The 20,197-nt window shown below is 40.0% G+C and carries 18 protein-coding genes; 2 read left to right on the forward strand and 16 right to left on the reverse strand.

The features are described 5' to 3' along the window. The first annotated feature begins 482 nt into the window (after positions 1 to 482). Positions 483 to 1,988 carry an ATP-binding cassette domain-containing protein gene (locus ABZ559_RS10170; RefSeq protein ID WP_367006268.1) on the forward strand — a complete coding sequence of 502 codons (1,506 nt, stop codon included), beginning with the start codon at positions 483 to 485 and terminating at the stop codon, positions 1,986 to 1,988. A gap of 32 nt (positions 1,989 to 2,020) precedes the next feature. On the opposite strand, the gene ABZ559_RS10175 is transcribed toward ABZ559_RS10170, so the two are convergent. The 3 genes from ABZ559_RS10175 to ABZ559_RS10185 all read right to left on the reverse strand — a co-directional run bounded on the left by ABZ559_RS10175 (position 2,021) and on the right by ABZ559_RS10185 (position 3,939). After that, entirely contained in the window at positions 2,021 to 2,188 is a 168-nt protein-coding gene (locus ABZ559_RS10175; RefSeq protein WP_018375041.1) for a hypothetical protein, read from the reverse strand. A gap of 239 nt (positions 2,189 to 2,427) precedes the next feature. Then, the gene (gene obgE, locus ABZ559_RS10180; RefSeq protein WP_367006270.1) at positions 2,428 to 3,741 is read right to left on the reverse strand and encodes a GTPase ObgE; all 1,314 of its coding nucleotides are present in this window, start codon (positions 3,739 to 3,741) and stop codon (positions 2,428 to 2,430) included. Positions 3,742 to 3,810: 69 nt separating this feature from the next. Then, positions 3,811 to 3,939: a DUF4044 domain-containing protein gene (locus ABZ559_RS10185; RefSeq protein ID WP_018375039.1), complete on the reverse strand. Its 129-nt coding sequence runs from the start codon at positions 3,937 to 3,939 to the stop codon at positions 3,811 to 3,813. A gap of 165 nt (positions 3,940 to 4,104) precedes the next feature. On the opposite strand from ABZ559_RS10185, the gene ABZ559_RS10190 reads away from it, so the two are divergent. Beyond that, the gene (locus tag ABZ559_RS10190) at positions 4,105 to 5,346 is read left to right on the forward strand and encodes an aminopeptidase (RefSeq protein WP_367006273.1); all 1,242 of its coding nucleotides are present in this window, start codon (positions 4,105 to 4,107) and stop codon (positions 5,344 to 5,346) included. A gap of 635 nt (positions 5,347 to 5,981) precedes the next feature. On the opposite strand, the gene ABZ559_RS10195 is transcribed toward ABZ559_RS10190, so the two are convergent. From ABZ559_RS10195 to ABZ559_RS10255, 13 genes are all read right to left on the reverse strand, one after another. After that, a complete protein-coding gene (locus ABZ559_RS10195; RefSeq protein ID WP_317334307.1) occupies positions 5,982 to 6,710 on the reverse strand; it encodes a pseudouridine synthase in 729 nt (242 codons plus the stop codon). A 102-nt stretch (positions 6,711 to 6,812) separates the two neighbouring features. Further along, a complete protein-coding gene (locus tag ABZ559_RS10200; protein WP_273415293.1) occupies positions 6,813 to 7,232 on the reverse strand; it encodes a F0F1 ATP synthase subunit epsilon in 420 nt (139 codons plus the stop codon). A gap of 12 nt (positions 7,233 to 7,244) precedes the next feature. Continuing rightward, positions 7,245 to 8,651 carry a F0F1 ATP synthase subunit beta gene (gene atpD, locus ABZ559_RS10205; RefSeq protein WP_018375035.1) on the reverse strand — a complete coding sequence of 469 codons (1,407 nt, stop codon included), beginning with the start codon at positions 8,649 to 8,651 and terminating at the stop codon, positions 7,245 to 7,247. A gap of 62 nt (positions 8,652 to 8,713) precedes the next feature. Then, on the reverse strand, positions 8,714 to 9,589 hold the full coding sequence (locus ABZ559_RS10210) for a F0F1 ATP synthase subunit gamma (protein ID WP_367006275.1): 876 nt from the start codon (positions 9,587 to 9,589) through the stop codon (positions 8,714 to 8,716). A 14-nt stretch (positions 9,590 to 9,603) separates the two neighbouring features. Continuing rightward, positions 9,604 to 11,109 (reverse strand): F0F1 ATP synthase subunit alpha, encoded by a 1,506-nt coding sequence (gene atpA, locus ABZ559_RS10215; protein ID WP_018375033.1) that lies wholly within the window; start codon positions 11,107 to 11,109, stop codon positions 9,604 to 9,606. Positions 11,110 to 11,124: 15 nt separating this feature from the next. Then, on the reverse strand, positions 11,125 to 11,661 hold the full coding sequence (locus tag ABZ559_RS10220) for a F0F1 ATP synthase subunit delta (RefSeq protein WP_367006277.1): 537 nt from the start codon (positions 11,659 to 11,661) through the stop codon (positions 11,125 to 11,127). Beyond that, on the reverse strand, positions 11,661 to 12,158 hold the full coding sequence (atpF, locus tag ABZ559_RS10225) for a F0F1 ATP synthase subunit B (RefSeq protein WP_018375031.1): 498 nt from the start codon (positions 12,156 to 12,158) through the stop codon (positions 11,661 to 11,663). Before atpF ends, ABZ559_RS10220 begins: the two co-directional genes overlap by 1 nt. Before the next feature lie 20 nt (positions 12,159 to 12,178). Beyond that, a complete protein-coding gene (gene atpB, locus ABZ559_RS10230; protein ID WP_367006278.1) occupies positions 12,179 to 12,892 on the reverse strand; it encodes a F0F1 ATP synthase subunit A in 714 nt (237 codons plus the stop codon). Between the two features lie 39 nt (positions 12,893 to 12,931). After that, complete coding sequence (locus ABZ559_RS10235) at positions 12,932 to 13,135, reverse strand: F0F1 ATP synthase subunit C (protein ID WP_003064078.1); 204 nt, start codon at positions 13,133 to 13,135, stop codon at positions 12,932 to 12,934. A 220-nt stretch (positions 13,136 to 13,355) separates the two neighbouring features. Then, the gene (locus ABZ559_RS10240; RefSeq protein WP_367006279.1) at positions 13,356 to 15,749 is read right to left on the reverse strand and encodes a glycogen/starch/alpha-glucan phosphorylase; all 2,394 of its coding nucleotides are present in this window, start codon (positions 15,747 to 15,749) and stop codon (positions 13,356 to 13,358) included. A 757-nt stretch (positions 15,750 to 16,506) separates the two neighbouring features. Beyond that, positions 16,507 to 17,937 (reverse strand): glycogen synthase GlgA, encoded by a 1,431-nt coding sequence (glgA, locus tag ABZ559_RS10245; RefSeq protein WP_321058105.1) that lies wholly within the window; start codon positions 17,935 to 17,937, stop codon positions 16,507 to 16,509. Next, positions 17,934 to 19,067, reverse strand: coding sequence for a glucose-1-phosphate adenylyltransferase subunit GlgD (gene glgD / locus ABZ559_RS10250; RefSeq protein WP_367006281.1), 1,134 nt, complete (start codon positions 19,065 to 19,067; stop codon positions 17,934 to 17,936). The genes glgA and glgD overlap by 4 nt, the downstream gene beginning before the upstream one ends. Then, on the reverse strand, positions 19,057 to 20,196 hold the full coding sequence (locus tag ABZ559_RS10255) for a glucose-1-phosphate adenylyltransferase (RefSeq protein WP_018375026.1): 1,140 nt from the start codon (positions 20,194 to 20,196) through the stop codon (positions 19,057 to 19,059). Before ABZ559_RS10255 ends, glgD begins: the two co-directional genes overlap by 11 nt. Position 20,197: the final 1 nt, after the last annotated feature.

Consider the following 20,197-nt stretch of genomic DNA (forward strand, 5'->3'; position numbering starts at 1 on the left):
GAGTCCATTCAACAAATATTTCGGGGGGGGGGGATACCACTTTTATCTTCTTTCCAATTAACAATCCAAGGTAACGAATAGTAATTTCGTTTTATCTGCTAATTTTTTGAAAAAGTCGGTCTGCTACTCTCTGAATATCCAATAACAACCATCTCTTCATTAGTAACTTCTTAAATTTTTATATTGTAGCATTTTCTTTGACTTTTTGAAAACGTTTTGTTAGACTATATACGAATAAATCTCGGAGGTACAAGGAGCCATGAAAAACTAAAAAACTAATTGTTGATATTCCTTATCAAGTTATGTTTTTTAGTGTGCTTTCTTGCTCTGCCTTTAAGGAACAAATGTAAGTCTTTTTAGCTACACCAATATCACTTTTCCTGTGACTTGGTGTCGAACTTACTGCTTAACAGATTCCCGCTCACTTTCAACTCTCTACTTGGTAAGGTAGAGAGTTTTTATTATTTGAAAGGAATTTTTATATGCTAAAAATTGACCACTTAACCATCAATCATCAAAAAGATTTACAGACGCTCATCAAGGACCTATCACTCGTTGTTAATCATGGTGACAAGCTAGCCATCATCGGTGAAGAAGGTACTGGCAAATCTACTCTCATCAAAGCTATTGTCTCACCTGAACATCTTGCCAATTATGCCATCCTTGATGGTAAGATTCACAATCAGTTCGTCAACACTGCTTACCTGCCCCAAGATTTACCAACAGAGGATTTGGAAAAAACTGTCAGCAAGTTTCTTTTTCAAGATTTGGATTACAACCAGTTTGACTTTAATCTTTTTTATAAAATGGCAGACCTACTGCAGATGAGTAGCCAGCGACTAGACAGTAATCAGCAACTCATGAGAAGTCTATCTGGCGGTGAAAAAATCAAATGTCAGTTACTCAAATTACTGGCAACGGATCCTGATTTACTGATTTTGGATGAGCCATCCAGCGATTTGGATCTAGGCAGTCTAAAATGGTTAGAGAGATTTATCCATGAGACGGATAAGACCATTATCTTCATCTCCCACGACGAAGCTCTGCTAGAACACACAGCTACTGCTATTCTCCACCTTGAACTACTAAAAAAGCGTCAGGAACCCCGCGCTAGCTATTTCCAAGGAGACTATAATTCATACAAGACCTGGCGTCAGGTAACCTTCAACAAACAGATGCAAGTAGCACAAAAAGAACGCGAGGAGCATGCCAAGAAAATGGCGCGACATCATCGCATCCATCAGAGTGTGGAGCATACCGTTCGAAATACGCATGACGCTACCGCTGGCCGACTTATTGCTAAGAAAATGAAAAATGTCCTGTCGCAGGAAAAGCGCTACGCCAAGGAAGCTGAGAATTTTCACGAAATCCCACAAGATATGGATGCTATCAATCTCTTTTTCTCTCATATCAAGCCTTTGCCAGCTAGCAAAGTCCTACTTCGCTGGGAGCAACATCCTTTGCCAACAGGTCAGGTGATTGCGTTAGAGGTTCGGGGGCAGGATAAGCTGGTTATCACGGGGCAAAATGGTATCGGCAAGACTCGCCTGCTAAAAGAACTTATCGCTGAGTTGGACACAAAGTCAGATCTTTCTGTCGGCTACATGCCGCAACACTACGAAGACCTGCTGGATGACAGGCAGTCCGCCCTACAATTTCTCACAGCAGTCAGCAGTGAGGAGAAAGCCCGGATGCTGTTGGCTAGCTTACAATTCACTCGCGAAGAAATTACTCACTCTGTCAGCCATCTTTCCGGTGGACAAAAAGCAAAACTCTTTCTAGCTAGGATGGTTTTAGCAGGAAATAATGTCCTTATTTTAGATGAGCCAACACGTCACTTTTCACCGACCAGTCAACCAATTATTCGTCAGTTGTTGGCAGATTTTCCTGGATGTTTAATTTCAGTCTCTCATGATCGGTTATTTATCAAGGAGGTAGCCAAGAAATCGTATGAGCTAGATCACGTTACTCTAAAAGAACTCGCTTAAACAAAAATCGGAGCAGACTCACTGCCCCGATTTTATTCTATTTTAGACTTTTCTTTGGCTAATCGCTCACGCTCAAGCCGTAATTTTCGCTTTGGATTCAACGCGTTAAAGAGTTCTTCTAATTTTTCAGCATTCCAAACATCGGCAGCTGAAACAAAATTTCCATCCTTATCCTTGAATGATATCGGCTTATCTCCCATAAAATACCTCACTTACTTGAATGATTAAAGAAATTGAAGATAACGTACTTATGTTCCACTATCTTATCGATACATTGTTCAAAAACTTATGATGTGAGAAAAGTAATTATGATTTAATCACCTTTTAAGCGAATAAACTAGAGGTTGAGACAACGAAATCGAACTTCTCCTAAATTCATGACTTCTGTTCACTCTCTATGATTTAGTTGTTGACTTTAGGCGCAACTAAACCTTTGAAGTTAATCCACAAATTCAAAAACGAAGTTACCGATACGAACAAGGTCTCCATCCTTGGCACCGCGCTCACGAAGTGCTTCATCAACTCCCATACCACGTAATTGACGTGCAAATTTCATGACAGACTCATCACGCTCCATATTAGTCATGATAAAGAGTTTTTCAAGTTTTTCACCAGATAGAACCCAAGTCGCATCATCATCACGACTAATTTCAAACGGACGTTCATCAGCCTCAAAGCCATAATAAACCTCTTCTTGTTCCATGTCATCCTCAGTGTAAAGAAGAAATTCATCTGTCTGTTCAAGTAATTCTGCAGTTGCTTCCAGAAGATTTTCCAAACCTTGATGAGTCAGAGATGAAATTGGGAAAATCATTGGCAATTCGTCAAATTCATCATATTCAGCAGCCAATTTTTCTTTGAAGACCTTCAGATTTTCCTCAGCTTCCGGCATATCCATCTTGTTGGCTACGATAATTTGGGGACGCTCTAGGAGACGAAGATTATAAGTTTCTAGCTCCTTATTGATTTGACAATAATCTTCATAAGGATCACGTCCTTCGCTAGCTGACATATCGATAACATGTAAGATCACACGAGTACGCTCAATATGTCGAAGGAATTGCGTTCCTAGTCCTATACCTTGGCTGGCTCCCTCAATCAATCCTGGGAGATCAGCCATGGCAAAGCTATCCCCAGACTTCGTACGTACCATCCCAAGATTGGGCACGATTGTGGTGAAGTGGTAAGCACCAATTTTTGGTTTTGCAGCCGAAACCACGCTGAGAAGAGTCGATTTCCCGACAGATGGAAAGCCAACTAGCCCTACATCTGCCAAAATTTTCAATTCTAATTCCAACTCACGTTCTTCACCGGGTTCGCCATTTTCAGCGATTTCTGGCGCAGGATTACGAGGGGTTGCAAAACGGATATTCCCTCGGCCACCACGACCACCATGAGCCACAATAAATTCCTGACCGTTTTCTACAAGGTCTGTAATGACCTTACCAGTTTCTGCATCACGGACAGTTGTCCCTTGAGGCACGCGCACAATCAAGTCATCTGACCCGCGTCCGTGCATACCCTTAGTCATGCCTTTTTCACCATCTTTTGCCTTAAAACGTCGGTTATAACGAAAGTCCATGAGGGTGCGAAGCCCTTCATCTACTTTAAAGACAACCGAGCCTCCCTTGCCGCCATCGCCACCCCAAGGACCGCCATTTGGCACATATTTTTCTCGGCGAAAGGCCACCATACCATCACCACCACGACCAGCCTTAACGCTAATCTTGGCAGTATCTAAAAACATACTCATACTTTTTTCCTACTTTTTATAAAATGACTCGCACTCATTTGCAAGCATAAAAAAACGCTTAGCAGCGTCTTACAGGATGGACGCAATCGCTGTCGCAATCAATCCACCAACGGTTACAAGAACCATCAAAATAACAACAAACAAAGTCAATTTTTCAAATGCTGTTTTTTTACGTGGTCCATTTTCTCCAAAAGCCACAGTCCACACCTCTTTTACTGAATTTTGCTAGTTCTATCTTAACATGATTTTGCTAATAAAGCAAACACTAGCCATTTGAATTCAATTGAAACGTTTTCAGCTTTCTTGTGATTTTTATTGAAATATGCTAGAGTAAGTCAGTAAGAAAAAATAAAGGAGAATTTTATGGTATTACCAAACTTTGAAGAAAATTTAAAAAAATATGCCAACTTACTCATTGCAAAAGGGGTAAATATCCAAAAAGGACACACCCTTATTATTACGATTGCCGTCGAGCATAGCCACTTGGCACGCCTATTGACTAAGACTGCCTATGCTTACGGCGCTGCCGAGGTTGTAGTAGATTATGTGGATGACCAGATTACCTTAGAAAAATTGCTCCACGCAGACGAAGATCGAATAACTTCTGTTGCTGATTACATTGTTGCAAAATCTGATCATTTTTTAACTAAAAAAGCCAGTCGGCTAGTCGTTCGCTCAGCAGACCCAAATGTTTTTGCAAGTGTAAACCCAGATCGTCTGGCCGCAGCCACACGTGCTACTGCTATTGCACTTGACGCTCAATGGACAGCCACTCAGGCCAATCAGATTAGCTGGACTCTAGCAGCTGCCACAAGTCCCGAATGGGCAGCTATGGTATTTCCAGAGCTAAGTACTCCCGAAGAACAAATTGATGCTCTTTGGAATGCCATCTTCAAAATGAACCGTATCTACGAGGAAGATCCAATCAAGGCTTGGGATGAACATCAAAAACGTCTGACATCAAAGGCTGATATTCTTAACAAGTTTCAGTTTGATGCTCTTCACTACATCGCACCTGGAACAGATTTAACGCTTGGTATGCCTAAAAATCATGTTTGGGAGGCAGCAGGTAGTATCAATGCTCAAGGTGAACTCTTCATTGCAAATATGCCAACTGAGGAAGTCTTTTCCGCTCCTGATTATCGTCGTGCTGATGGCTATGTAACTTCCACCAAACCATTAAGCTACGCTGGTGTGGTGATTGAAGATATGACCTTCACCTTCCAAAACGGTAAAATCATTGAGGTGACAGCCAAAAAAGGAGAAGAAACGATCAAACGCCTTATTGAGGAAAATGATGGTGCCCGTTCACTTGGAGAAGTTGCTCTTGTTCCCCACAAGACACCTATCTCACTTTCTGGCTTGACATTCTTCAACACACTTTTCGATGAAAACGCTTCTAATCATCTAGCAATCGGGCAAGCCTATGCTTTTAACATCGAAAAAGGAACTGAAATGACTTCAGAAGAGTTAGATGCAGCTGGGCTCAATCGTTCAACTACTCACGTGGATTTTATGATTGGTTCAGACAAAATGGATATTGATGGTATCACAGCAGATGGCAAAACCGTCCCTATCTTCCGAGGCGGGGAATGGGCTATTTAAAAAGCTGACTTATTGAGAATAAAATAGTCAACTTCTTACACTTTTATCATTATGCACACTGACAGCCCGCCCCCCACTTATGCTAATCCAATGTTATTGGCTTTATTGGGTGAAATTCTATTCTACCTCAATCAGCGCCACTGATTCTGGAGTTAAGCTTTCACACAATCTCTAAACTTTTTTAGTCATTCAGTGTGCTGTGAGATTTTATCCACCAGTCTAGGTAAAGACCAACGGAGGTGAGTAATAGAATAAATGAAGTTCGTGTTATTTGCTGCGGGGAGCTTGAACATTTCGAAGGATTGTTGCCTTTAAGAAATGAAGCTTATGATAGTTTGTCACTTCCATTAAATGCTCAAATTATTTGAAGTTCCCTCATTAGGCGAAGTCATAAATGTAAGCTAAATAGCTATAAATAAAGATTGTAAATAAGAACCTGTATTCACAAGTGAAGCGCTAATCATGACTACAGGTTCTAAGTTTTACCTTGGTAAATAAACTCCTCGTATTGAAAATTGAATATAGACTTCTAACACTATTGCAGTTGCTAAAGAAATGAAATTTCTTTATCCGTTGTAGCAGATAAAGAAACTAAGTGGTAACAACATATATTTACTTCTGTTTGACCCTGCTTTTTACAAATCAACGTTGAAGACCACCAGACGTTCCAATTCCTCAGAAGTCAGATGACGCCACTGTCCCAAGGACAAGTTTTTCTCCAAAGCCAGCGGCCCCATGCCTAATCTCTGTAAATCTACTACCTTCTTACCACATGCTGCCACCATTCGCTTGATTTGATGAAACTTCCCTTCCTTAATCGTAATTTGCACTATAGTCGTCTGAGTAAGATTGTCAATCTCTTTTATGACCAGTTGCGCTGGCTGACAGGTAAAATCCTCTAAAATAATTCCCTTTTCAAAAGCCTCAACATCCTCGTCAGTCATGATGCCTTCGACCTTAGCCTGATAAAGCTTATCTATATGACGTTTGGGCGATAGCATAGCATGTGCCAAAGGTCCATTATTAGTCAATAAAAGCAGACCATGTGTATCAATATCCAGACGACCAACAGGAAACACTGCCTTGTCCCAGGCTTTTTTATCCAGCAAATCAAGAACCGTTTGATGATGATTGTCTTCAGTCGCCGAAATAACCCCCTTAGGCTTGTTGAGAAGATAATAAACATATTTTTCGTAAGTCAAAGCTTGACCTTGACAAGTGATTTTATCCGTAATTTCATTAATATGACGCTTGGCAGAGCTTTCCACAACATCATTGACTTTAACCATTTTCTTCTTTAAAAGCTGCTTTACCTCTGTACGCGAACCTACTCCAGCTTCTACTAAAAATTTATCTAAACGCATGATGACTCCTTTTTCTCCATTATAGCATGAACCCCTAAGATACAAACAGCAAAAAACCGCCTCAGTGCGGTTTTTGCTGTTTATCCTAAAAAAGTAGATAACCTAACGGTGACTTCCAACATTGATACGATTAAGAGCGCGGCGAAGAGCAACTTGAGCACGACGGACTTCGTCAATATCATGTGTCGTCTGAGCGGCTTGTAATTTACGTTCGGCACGCAACTTCGCACGTTCTGCACGGCTGACATCAATATCTCGTTCGCGTTCAGCAGAGTCCGCAACAATTGTAACAAAATTATCACGAACTTCTATTATCCCTCCATTTATAGCAACCCAGTCCACATGATTTTCATCATCAATACGACGAATTTTCATTTCATGAACAATAAGTGGCGCAATGATATTGACGTGATCGGGGAGAATTCCCATGTCCCCATCAAGAGTTCTAATAGAAATGTATGTGGCATGATGGTCGTAGCGAACACCATCAGGTGTGACAACTTGAACAGTCATATATTTCATGACATCACCTCATTAGTAGCCCATTTTTTGCGCTTTAGCAACAACATCTTCAATAGGGCCAACATTACGGAAGGCGTCTTCAGGAAGATTGTCATATTTTCCTTCAAGAATTTCTTTAAAGCCACGAACAGTTTCTGCAACTGGTACATACGAACCTGGTTGACCAGTAAATTGTTCTGCAACATTAAAGTTTTGTGACAAGAAGAATTGGATACGACGAGCACGACCTACCAGAGTCTTTTCCTCGTCTGACAATTCATCCATACCCAAGATAGCAATGATGTCTTGCAATTCGCGGTAACGTTGAAGAACACGTTGGACTTCTGTTGCTACTGCATAATGCTCCTCACCAACAATTTCTGGAGAAAGAGCACGTGAACTTGAAGCTAATGGGTCAACAGCTGGGTAAATCCCCATTTGAGTCAGTTTACGTTCAAGGTTAGTTGTTGAATCCAAGTGAGCGAAAGCTGTTGCTGGCGCTGGGTCAGTGTAGTCATCAGCTGGTACATAAATCGCTTGGATAGAAGTGACAGAACCTTTTTTAGTTGATGTAATACGCTCTTGTAATTGCCCCATTTCAGTCGCAAGAGTAGGTTGATAACCAACGGCTGAAGGCATACGACCAAGAAGGGCTGATACTTCGGAACCCGCTTGAGTGAAACGGAAAATATTATCAATGAAGAGAAGCACATCTTGTCCTTCCACATCACGGAAGTACTCGGCAATGGTCAAACCAGTCAAAGCAACACGCATACGTGCTCCAGGTGGCTCATTCATTTGACCAAAGACCATGGCTGTTTTTTCAATAACGCCAGATTCTTTCATTTCCCAGTAAAGGTCATTTCCTTCACGTGTACGTTCCCCAACACCAGTAAACACTGAAATACCACCGTGTTCTTGTGCAATGTTGTGAATCAATTCTTGAATAAGGACGGTTTTACCAACTCCGGCACCACCGAAAAGTCCAACTTTACCACCCTTTAGATAAGGTGCAAGAAGGTCAATAACTTTAATACCTGTTTCAAGAATTTCCGATGCTGTTGATAATTCATCAAAAGATGGTGCTTTTTTATGGATTGGTTGTCGTTCAGCATCTTCAGCAAATGGTTCTTCCAAATCAATGGTATCGCCAAGTACATTGAAAACGCGTCCCAAAGTTTCTTTACCGACTGGTACACTAATTGCACGGCCAGTATCAAAAACTTCTAACCCACGTGTAAGCCCATCAGTTGATTCCATTGCGATTGTACGCACAAGTCCGTCACCAAGTTCAAGAGCAACTTCGAGAACGATTTTTTGCGCTTTATCGCCATTTTTATAAACAATCAACGCATTATTTATCTCAGGAAGTTTGTCGCCTGCTGCAAATGCAACGTCAACGACTGGTCCAACAACCTGAGCAATTTTACCTGAGCTCATCTATTTCTCCTTTTTAGATTTCTAGATATATTCCTTTTTATGAGTTGAATGTCTCACTTTTCTTATTCCAACGCATTTGCACCCGCAACAATCTCTGTGATTTCTTGCGTAATGGCTGCTTGGCGTGCACGGTTATATTGAATAGTCAACTCGTTAATAACATTTTTAGCGTTATCTGTAGCAGTCTGCATAGCTGTCATTCCAGCAGCATGCTCTGCCGTTTTAGCATCAACGATAGCCCCGTAAATCATACTTTCTGTATATTGAGGCAAGAGTTGTTCTAAAATAGCTTCACGATTTGGTTCCAATTCAAAATTAGCTGATGCCGGAGCTTCAGATTCTTCAACATCCAAGTCTCCTATTGGCAACATCTGCTGCACACGTACTTGACTCGTTAAACTATTGACATGGTGATTATAACACACATAAAGTTCGTCAAAGAGTTCACTTTTATACATTTCAACAGATTGGGAAATAATTTGTCCAACTTGCTCAAAAGATGGGTGATCTTCAAGCCCTCGGAGTTCAAAAGAAACGTTCATACCACGAGCTTTGAAAAAGTCTGAACCCACACCACCGATAGATATAATAGCGTAGTCATCCTCATTGTGATATTCTTCAATGATGTCCATCATAGCCTTGAGAATTTTAGAATTATAACCACCAACAAGACCCTTATCAGATGTGATAACGATATAACCTGTTTTTTTGACAGGACGCGTCGCCAACATTGGATTGTTGGAACCGTGGACTAAGTCTGAATGCAAGAGATCCGTTGTAATCTGACGGATTTTAGTTGCATAGACTTGAAAATCTTTAGCAGCTTGTTCTGACTTGGTCAGTTTACTAGCAGAAACCATATGCATAGCACCAGTAATATGGCTGGTTTTTTGCGTTGAAACAATTTTGGCTTTAATTTCACTAAGAGAGCCTGCCATAATAAACCCTCCTATCAGTTAAAATTCGCTTGATCTTTAAAGGCTTGGATTGCAGCATCCAACACTGCTTCTTCTGGAAGATCTTTAGTAGTACGAATCGTTTCAAAGATTGATTCATAGTGAACTTCAAAATAATCATACAAAGCTTCTTCAAAGGCCAAAATATCATTAACTGGAACATCGTCCAAGAAACCATGTGTCAATGCATAAAGAATGACAACTTGCTTTTCAACAGCAAGTGGTTTATGGAGTGGTTGCTTCAATACTTCGACTGTGCGACGACCGCGATTTAATTTCGCTTGAGTTGCAGCATCAAGGTCAGAACCAAATTGCGTAAAAGCTTCAAGTTCACGGTAAGAAGCCAAGTCAAGACGAAGGGTACCGGCAACTTTCTTCATAGCCTTAATCTGGGCAGACCCACCAACACGCGACACTGACGAACCCGCATCAATGGCTGGACGAATACCAGAATTGAAGAGATTTTCTTGCAAGAAAATTTGTCCATCAGTAATTGAAATCACGTTTGTTGCAATATAGGCTGAGATGTCACCAGCTTGCGTTTCGATAAATGGAAGGGCTGTAATTGAGCCACCACCCAGAGCATCTGAAACCTTAGCTGAACGTTCAAGTAAACGACTGTGAAGATAGAAAACATCCCCCGGATAAGCTTCACGACCTGGTGGACGACGAAGAAGCAAGGATAATTCACGGTAAGCTACAGCTTGTTTTGACAAATCATCGTAAACAATCAAAACATGTTTGCCATTGTACATAAACTCTTCTGCCATTGCAACACCAGCATAAGGTGCGATATACAGCAGTGGTGATGGTTGTGATGCCGAGGCTGTTACAACGATTGTATAATCAAGTGCTCCATATTTACGAAGCGTTTCAACCTGTGTACGAACGGTTGATTCTTTTTGACCAATAGCCACATAGATACAAATCATATCTTGACCTTTTTGATTCAAGATAGCATCAATCGCAACTGATGTTTTACCTGTTTGACGGTCACCGATAATCAATTCACGTTGGCCACGTCCAATTGGAACCAAGGCATCAATAGCCTTTAAACCTGTTTGGAGAGGTTCAGAAACTGATTTACGTTGCATAACACCTGGTGCAGGCGTTTCAACTGGGCGAGTCGCTGTTGTTACAATCTCTCCAAGTCCATCTACTGGCTGACCAAGCGGATTGACAACACGACCGATAAGAGATTCACCAACTGGCACTTCCATGATTTTACCAGTACGTTTAACCTCATCACCTTCACGAATAGCTGAAAAATCCCCAAGGATAATGATACCAACATCGTTTGACTCAAGGTTTTGTGCCATACCGTAAGCACCATTTGAAAACTCAAGAAGTTCCCCACTCATGGCATTATCAAGTCCTCGAGCACGCGCAATACCGTCACCCACATAGGTAACGACACCAGTTTCTGTGACGTCAAAATTTGGCTGGAAGTTTTCAATTTGCTTTTTAATTAAAGCGCTAATTTCTTGTGCATTAATTGCCAAAAGTCACACCACTTTCTATTTTAAATTCATTTTTACTTGTTGCAATTGACGACGAATACTTGCGTCAATCACCTTATTATTAACATTTATGACAAAACCACCAATGATAGACTGATCAATCTTCTCAATCAAACGTCCCGCTTTGACATCGAATTTACGAGCAACAGTCTCACGAATACGTGTCTTTTGTTCATCAGATAAAGGCACTGCTGTTGTTACAACAATATCGTACTCATTTGTGATACGCCCGATTTCTACCAAAGCTCCGCGCAAGATTGCTTGAAGATAGACTTCGCGCTCATTTTGCAAAATTACCTCAAGAAAATTGTTTAGATAAACTGAACTAGACTCTTGAAGTAACCTAACCAATGTCGCTTTTTCTTCTCGTGGAATAGCCAAACTAGCTAAAGTTTTACTTAATTCCGTGTGTTCAAAAACATTGAGTATTGCTAGAATATCGCTTTGAACACTTGGGATACAGTTTTTCTCTGAAGCTACTTCTACGAGACTTTTTGCATATTGCTCAATTAGAGCCTGTTCCTTATTTGTCATCAGGCATCTCCTAGTTTGTCAAGATAACTGTTAATCAAGCCACTTTGCGCTTCCTTATCAAGGTTAGCTGTCATGATTTTTTCAGCTAAAAGGATTGTCAAGTCAGCAACCTCTTCCTTAACACTAGAAAGAGCTTCTGCTTTACTTTGTTCAATATCTTGACTTGCTTTTTCTTTTAAACGAGTCGCTTCATCGCGAGCCTCTGCGACAATCTGTTCACTCTTATGATTTCCTGCCTCTTTGGCTTCTTCTACGATTTGACCAGCTTCCGCTTTAGCTTGTGACAATTCAACTTCACGCTTTTGTGCCAAAGTTTCTGCTTCTTGACGTGCATTTTCTGCACCATCAATATCATTTGCAATCTTTTCTTCACGTGCTGCAAATATTCCTGTAATTTGCTCCCAGGCAAATAGTTTGACAAGAACAAGCAAAAGAAGAAAAGAGCCTGTCACGATAATAATATTACCAAGACTTGTAGCATTAATCAAAGTTGACATAATATGCTTTCTCCTTTCCTTTATTCTTCTTCATGATTCACTTTTTTACCAATGTAGGTTGACGATAACATGACAAATACATATGCCTGAATAGCTGAAATAAAGACTGAGAATCCCGTCCAAAGGACATTCAATATGAACGCCACCGGCCAAGCAATTGGGCTATAATGCGCAAAGCTAGTCAATAAACTCAGAACAATTTCACCAGCAAAAATATTACCATACAGACGTAACGTCAGCGAAATAACATTAGTAAATTCTTCAAGAAGGTTCATCGGCAGCATAACTGGTGTTGGCGACAAATATTCTTTTAGATATTTTTTGATACCATTTTTACGAATACCTTCAAAATGAACAATAATGGCGATTAACAAAGCTAAACCAAAATTATAAGCCACATTCGAAGTTGGAGAAGACCATAAGTTATAATCCCCAATTTCAAGTTTTGTTACTAAGCCAATATTATTTGCAATTAGTAAGAAGAAGAATAAGCCAAAGAAGAGGAGACTGTAATTACCAGTATAGCGTCCAAGATTGGGTTTAATAATTCCCTGAACAAACTCATATATCCACTCTAAAACATTCTGCTTACCTTTTGGTTTTAGCTGCATCTTGCGACTTGACCAAAATATAATTAGAAATGTCAAAAGTACAGTTAAGAGGGACATAGCGAGAATGGTTAGGTCGAATTTCACCCCTAAAAATTCCATTGTAGGATTTACAGAAGTTTCCAACTCTACCCCCTCCTTCTTTTTTATAAATTCTTAATCGTTTTATCCGACAAAGAAAGTTGACGCAAGTAGAACGAAGAAAGTACCTTCAATAAAGGCTACCCCCATAATCATAAGTGTTTGTAACTTACTGTACATTTCTGGTTGTCGTGCAGCAGATTTTGCAATATTAGCCACCAAAATCCCTTCACCAAGGCTAACGCCTAGAACGGCAATACCGAGTGCCAAGATCTTTAAATTCAACATAATGAATTCTCCTTTAAAAAATTTTTACCTTGCTATTTTAGTCCTATTTTTCAATAAAGTCAACGAATTTCCCCATTTTGAGTGCGCTTTCTTAAATTTTCTTTAACCTTTATAGACCATGATGTTAGATTTTATAACATTGTTTTCTGAAAATTACCCAAACTACAAAAAGAGCAGATAAGTTGTCTCTTAACCTGCCCTCTTTACAATCTCTTAGACGTTATTTCTTTAGACGCCAGATTTCTTCAGCGTATTCTGTGATGGTATCATCAGAAGTGAATTTGTCTGAATTGGCAATATTTCGCAGAGACATGCGAGACCATGTTTCACGGTCACGGTAAAGCGCATCGATGCGTTCTTGTGCTTCAACGTAGGCTGGGAAGTCTTCGAGCAAGAAATACTCATCATTGTGAGTGATGAGAGCTTCGTAAATTTCCACGCCTTCATTTTGGATGTTTGGAATAGTACCATCAACAAAACTATCCACCACACGCTTGATGACTGGGTTGTTTTCATAAACACCACGTGAATAATAATCATGAGCAGCATAATGACGATAAACATCATCTTTATCCATACCGAAAATAACAATGTTATCATCACCAACTTCATCCTTGATTTCAATATTAGCGCCGTCCAAGGTTGCCAAAGTAATAGCACCTGTCATCATAAACTTCATGTTAGATGTTCCTGATGCTTCTTTGGATGCTAATGAGATTTGCTCAGATACATTAGCTGCTGGAATAATGATTTCAGCAAGGCTGACACGATAATTTTCCAAGAAGACAACTTTTAGTTTGCCTTGAATGCTTTCATCATTGTTTACAAGATTTGCCAATTCATTGATAATCTTGATAACAGATTTGGCAAAGTGGTACCCAGGTGCTGCTTTAGCTCCAAAGATGAAGACGCGAGGCACCACATCTTTATCAGGATTGTCCTTCAAATCGTTATAGAGCTTGATGATGTGCATCACATTGAGCAATTGACGTTTATAGGCATGAAGACGTTTGACTTGCACGTCAAAGATAGCTTCTGTTGATACTTCAACACCTGTTGATTCCTTGATGAAGGCTGCAAGACGTGCTTTAGCATCTTGCTTGACTTGGTAAAAACTATTAAGTACCGCACTATCATCAACAAAGTCATTCAACTTACGAAGTTCATGGATATTTTTACGCCATTGTGTCCCAATGGTTTGATCAATAGCATGTGATAATTCTGGAGCCGCGATTTGTGTCCAACGACGTTGCACGATACCATTTGTCTTGTTATTGAATTTTTCTGGGTAAAGGGTGTAGAAATCGTGGAGTGTATCTTCTTTGAGGAGTTCTGTGTGAAGCTTGGCAACACCATTGACAGAGTGACCACCGATAATGGCAAGATTAGCCATATGAATTTGGTTGTCTTTCACGATACGAGTATTTTCGATAATCGCTGGATCAATGCCTTTTTGCGCCATTTCAATAACGAATCGGTTGTCAATTTCAAGGACAATTTGGTAAACGCGTGGCAAAACTTTTTTGAATAACTCGGCATCCCATTTTTCAAGAGCTTCTGAAAGAATGGTGTGATTCGTGTAGGACATAGTTTTCACAGTTGCATTCCATGCTTCTTCCCAGTTAAGGCCGTACTCATCAACCAATAGGCGCATAAACTCTGCTGGTGCCACCGCAGGGTGAGTATCGTTGATATGGACAGATACTTTTTCATGGATATTTTCAAGTGGCAGACCTTGTTTGAGGTAAGTTTTGATAATGGTTTGCAAACCAGCGCTTGTCATAAAGTATTCTTGAACAAGTCGAAGCTGCTTACCTTCATAATTAGAATCATCTGGGTAGAGGGTCGAAGTGATGTCACGAACGCTACGAAGTGCATCAATCGTTGGATAATCCAATTCATACTCTTCTGGAATTTCAACATCCCAAAGGCGAAGATTGTTAATTACTCCATTTTCAAAACCAATTTGTGGCACATCGTAAGGTACGGCACGGAGTACTTGCGCGCCCTCATAAACTGGTACTAATTTCCCTTCTTCAGCTTTGAGATAGACATTTCCAAATAATTTGACATCTACGATGTCATGGTCTTTACGCACCTCCCAGACATTCCCAATAGAACCGAACCACGAATCAGGCAATTCAACCTGATAACCATCTACGATTCGTTGTTTGAAAAGTCCGTATTTATAGCGGAGCCCATTCCCAAAGCCTGGATAACCGGTTGTTGCAAGCGAGTCCATAAAGGCAGCAGCCAGCCGTCCAAGCCCACCATTACCTAGAGCCATGTCATGCTCTGCTGTTTTAACTGCTTCAAAGTCAACATTTAGGTCTGCAAACCCTTCCTTAACCAGATCCAAAATCCCTAAATTCAAAAGATTCGTTTCCAACATACGTCCTGGTAAGAATTCAATCGAGAAATAGTAAGCAATTTTTTGTTGCTTGTCAGATAAATTGTGATTACGGTCAATCCATGTCTTGGTATAGTACTTACGAACTAATTTTGCTAAAGTTGTAAAAAGTTCCGATGGTGTTGCAGCAGGCACTTTTACCAGTTGCTCTTGGTGAAGTGTATCTTTGAAATCACGTATAAATTGTTCTTTTGTAAGTTGCATAAAAGTCCTTTCTTTTATTCATATTCAATATAGCTGCACTGGACAGACACATTTTATTTTGATAAATGCTTAGCCTTCAACGTAGAGCCGAACTCCTTTTCGTACAAGAATCAAGACAGACAATCATAATAGCTTCTCACACTGCTTTAGATCAAAGCTATAAAATAACGCTACTACTAACTGAGACAAATTGAAAATCTAGTTTTATAATCAATTAGTTTATCTTTGATTACTTCAACGTAAGAGGAAACTCCGTTTCCTTATCTCCAACTTCAAACACTCCACTGGATTGTTTGAACTCACTTTGCCGTACTTTACGAAAGTGACTTGCTTCGCATGTCTTATTTCCAACCTAGAACAGCCTAGAGGCTGTTCTAGCAACCTGCGGCTCGTTGCCCAGTACTAAAACAAACTAAAAAACTATAGGTCTCACTGAATACGAGGCTAAAAATTTAATTGATACTCAATGAAAATCAAAAGTAGCCTAGGAAACGAAGCCGACGATAGAACTTGAGTTCATCAAGGCAAGTTGACAACGGATAATTTTGATTTTCGAAGAGTATGAGCGATTAAACATCAAGATGTGTCTTCTATCTTGGTTCTCGAGAAATGTCAAACAAAGAAACTCTGCGAGAAAGAAGCTAGCGTCATTAATCACGATACCGCTAACTGCACCCACGGCACAACAAGTTCTTCCCGATTAAAGGTCACACTTGTTCTTCTAGTCACAAAGTTCCTTGTCACAATTAATTTTTCATCATTTTAGACCTTTATAGAGATGTTCATAAGCGAGACTAGCCGTATCCCATGAAAAATCTTTTGTCATGGCATTATGTTGTAACTCTCGCCAATCTTCTTTATGATGATAGTAAACATCTAATGCAAAGGCTAGAGTCGTCGTTAACCAGTAGCCTGAGAAATTATTAAAGGTGAAACCTGTTCCCGTTTTATCAAAACGATTGTAAGGAATTACTGTATCACGCAGGCCACCCACTTCATGTACCAACGGCAACGTTCCGTAGCGCATAGCCATCATTTGTGATAAGCCACATGGTTCAAAGGCTGAAGGCATAAGGAAGAGGTCACATGCTGCATAAATTTGCTGAGCTAATTCAAGGTCAAAAGTAATGTTAGCAGATAATTTTTCAGGATAATTACGTCCAAACCAAGCAAAAGCATTTTCATAATCTGCATAACCTGTTCCCAGAACGACAACTTGCAGGTCATTTTGTAAAATGTTGTTTAATTCATTGACCACGAGATCAAAACCTTTTTGGTCCGTTAGGCGAGACACAATACCAATCAAAGGCACATCATCACGCACAGGCAGACCAACGCGCTCTTGAAGCGCAGCTTTATCTTTGGCCTTGCCCGAAAGGTCGTCAGCAGAGAAGTGTGCTAACAAATAAGGATCTGTTTCAGGATTGAGAAGCTCTGTATCAATTCCATTGACAATCCCTGATAACTTACCTGACTCCATACGCATAATCTGGTCAAGACCTTTACCAAACTGAGGCGTCTTGATCTCTTCGGCATAAGAAGGCGATACAGTCGTTACACGATCTGCATAAAGTACCGCTGCTTTCATCCAGTTAAGACAGTCATTCCAGCGCAAAGTTCCATCAGCATAACGCTCAAAACCTACACCGAACAAATCCCAAAGCATTCCCGGATCGAATTGACCTTGAAATTCAATATTATGAATAGTAAAGACCGTTTTAATATCCTTGTAAGCATTTATCCAGTGATATTTTTCTTTTAACAAGAAAGGAATCATTCCAGTGTGATAATCATGTACATGAAGAATATCAGGAATAAAGTCAATTTTCTCCATCAATTCAAGCGCAGCTATTTGGAAGAAGGCAAAGCGCTCGCCATCATCCCAATCTCCATAAACATGCCCACGGAAAAAATAATCATGATTGTCGATAAAATAAAAGGTCACTCCATCACGTACGATACGTTTGACACCGACGTAAACGCGGCGCCAACCAAGATAAGTGTAGAAATACAGGACATCTTCAATTTCCCCACTAAATTTAGCATCTACAACATCATAATAGGGTAAGACAACTGCTACTTCATTTCCGTTTTTAACAAGTGACTTAGGCAATGCTCCAATAACATCACCTAAGCCGCCTGTTTTGGCAAAAGGGGCTCCTTCTGCCGCAACAAACATTATTTTCATCCAACAATATCCTCAACAATTTCACTAGCCTTGGCGATAACAACTGGTTTTTCCTGAGTTCCACGAATAGTGACACCCGCAGCGATGGTAACACCTTTATCAACGATGGCGTTCTCAACAATTGCACCTTCTCCAATTTTTACTTTAGGGAAAATCACACTGTTCACAACTCGTGAATTCTTGTCAATCTGGCAGTTACGTGAAACAATAGAATGTTCAACATTACCTTTTACGATACTACCTGAAGCAAACTGAGCGTTTTTAACAGTAGAAGTAACATCAAAATAAGTGGATTCTTCATTTTTAACTTTGGTATAAACCTTTTGATTTGAATAAAGTAATGAATAGAATTTTTGTGTATCTAGCATATCCATGTTAGCATCGTAGTACGATTTTACCGACGAGATATTAGCAAGATAGCCTGTATATTCAAAAGCTAGAGCGTTGGAGGTAATAGTCAAATCACGTAGTAAGAAGCGCAATTTGCGTGGTTCTGCTACCTCAGCCTCTTTCTCCATCTGCTCAATCAACCAAGGAGTATTAACAACATAAATACCAGCTGACATCTTTTCAAAATCTTCTCCAGTGAGACCATCTCTACGACCAGTTACTGTATCACTATCATCTATTTCTAAAATATCATTTGCCGCAGATACATCAGATTTTGGCATTTTTTTATAAACAACTGTGATGTTACGCTTATTGGCATTATGAAGGTGAATAACTTGCGCTAAATCAATGTTACAAAGAATATCACAAGACATGTAGATGGTTTGGTCTGAACCAGAACGTTTGAGATAAGTTAAAATTTGATCGTAATAATCTTTATCAGCAGTTTCTTCACCGATACTTGCATTGTAAAAGCCAAGGAAATAGTGGCTAAGCAAAGTATTCAGCCCCCATTCACGTCCTGAACGAATATGGTCAAAAATGGAACGGACATTTTGCCCACGGAAAATACCGTAAACACTACGCACACCTGCATTTGCCAGATTAGAAAGTTGGAAGTCAATCAGACGATATTTACCATCAAATGGCAAACTAGCTAATGGTCGTTCAGCTGTTAATCCTTCCATTTCATGAAAGCCAATTGTGCTTCCAAGAATCGCAGAATATTTATCAATCTTCATTTGGTACCCCCACTACTTCATTATAACCAATAACTTGAACTTCATCCGTTCCGTCAATAACAACGCCTTCAGCAATCTTAGCACCTTCACCAACAATGGCACGGGTTATTTTTGCACCTTCACCGATAATGGCGCCACTCATGATAAAGGAATCTTTAATTTCAGCACCTTCTTTTACCTGAACATTAGTTGATAGGATGGAATGTTCAACTTTTCCAGATACAAAACAGCCATCCACAACCAATGAATCTTTGACATCGGCAGTTTCAGTAATAAAGTTTGGTGGCGCAATCAAATTCTTGGAGTAGATTTTCCATGAGCGATCACGACTATGAAGATCATTGTCTTCACCAATATATTCCATATTGGCTTCCCAAAGTGATTCAATGGTACCTACATCTTTCCAGTAACCTTGGAAGTTGTAAGTATAAACACGTTCACCCGATTCAAGATAGGCCGGAATGACATTCGAACCAAAGTCCGACATATCAACATTATTCTTTTCTGCATCTACCAACATGGTACGAAGACGTTGCCAATTGAAGATATAAATCCCCATGGATGCCTTAGTTGATTTTGGCTCAGCTGGTTTTTCTTCAAACTCGACAATTCGGTCATTTGAATCGGTATTCATAATACCAAAGCGACTGGCTTCTTTGAGAGGAACATCAATAACGGCAACTGTCAAGCTAGCATAATTATCTTTATGGGTTTGGAGCATATCATCATAATCCATCTTGTAAATATGATCGCCTGACAAAATCAAAACATATTCTGGATTGATACTATCAATGTAATCAATATTTTGATAGATGGCATGGCTAGTACCTTGGAACCAACGATTTCCTTCAGTCGCTGAATAAGGCTGAAGAATGGTAGCTCCCGCGTTAATACCATCAAGTCCCCATGATGATCCGTTTCCAATGTGGCTGTTTAAAGCTAGGGGTTGGTACTGTGTAATAACACCTACATTGTTAATGCCTGAATTTGCACAATTTGAAAGTGCAAAATCAATGATACGATAGCGTCCTCCAAATTGAACCGCAGGTTTTGCAATGCTTTGTGTCAATTTTCCAAGACGAGTTCCTTGTCCTCCGGCGAGGATCAGAGCTAACATTTCATTCTTCATG

Origin of the sequence: Streptococcus sp. ZY19097, from assembly GCF_040731245.1 — a bacterium.
In the GTDB taxonomy this organism is placed as follows: domain Bacteria; phylum Bacillota; class Bacilli; order Lactobacillales; family Streptococcaceae; genus Streptococcus; species Streptococcus orisratti.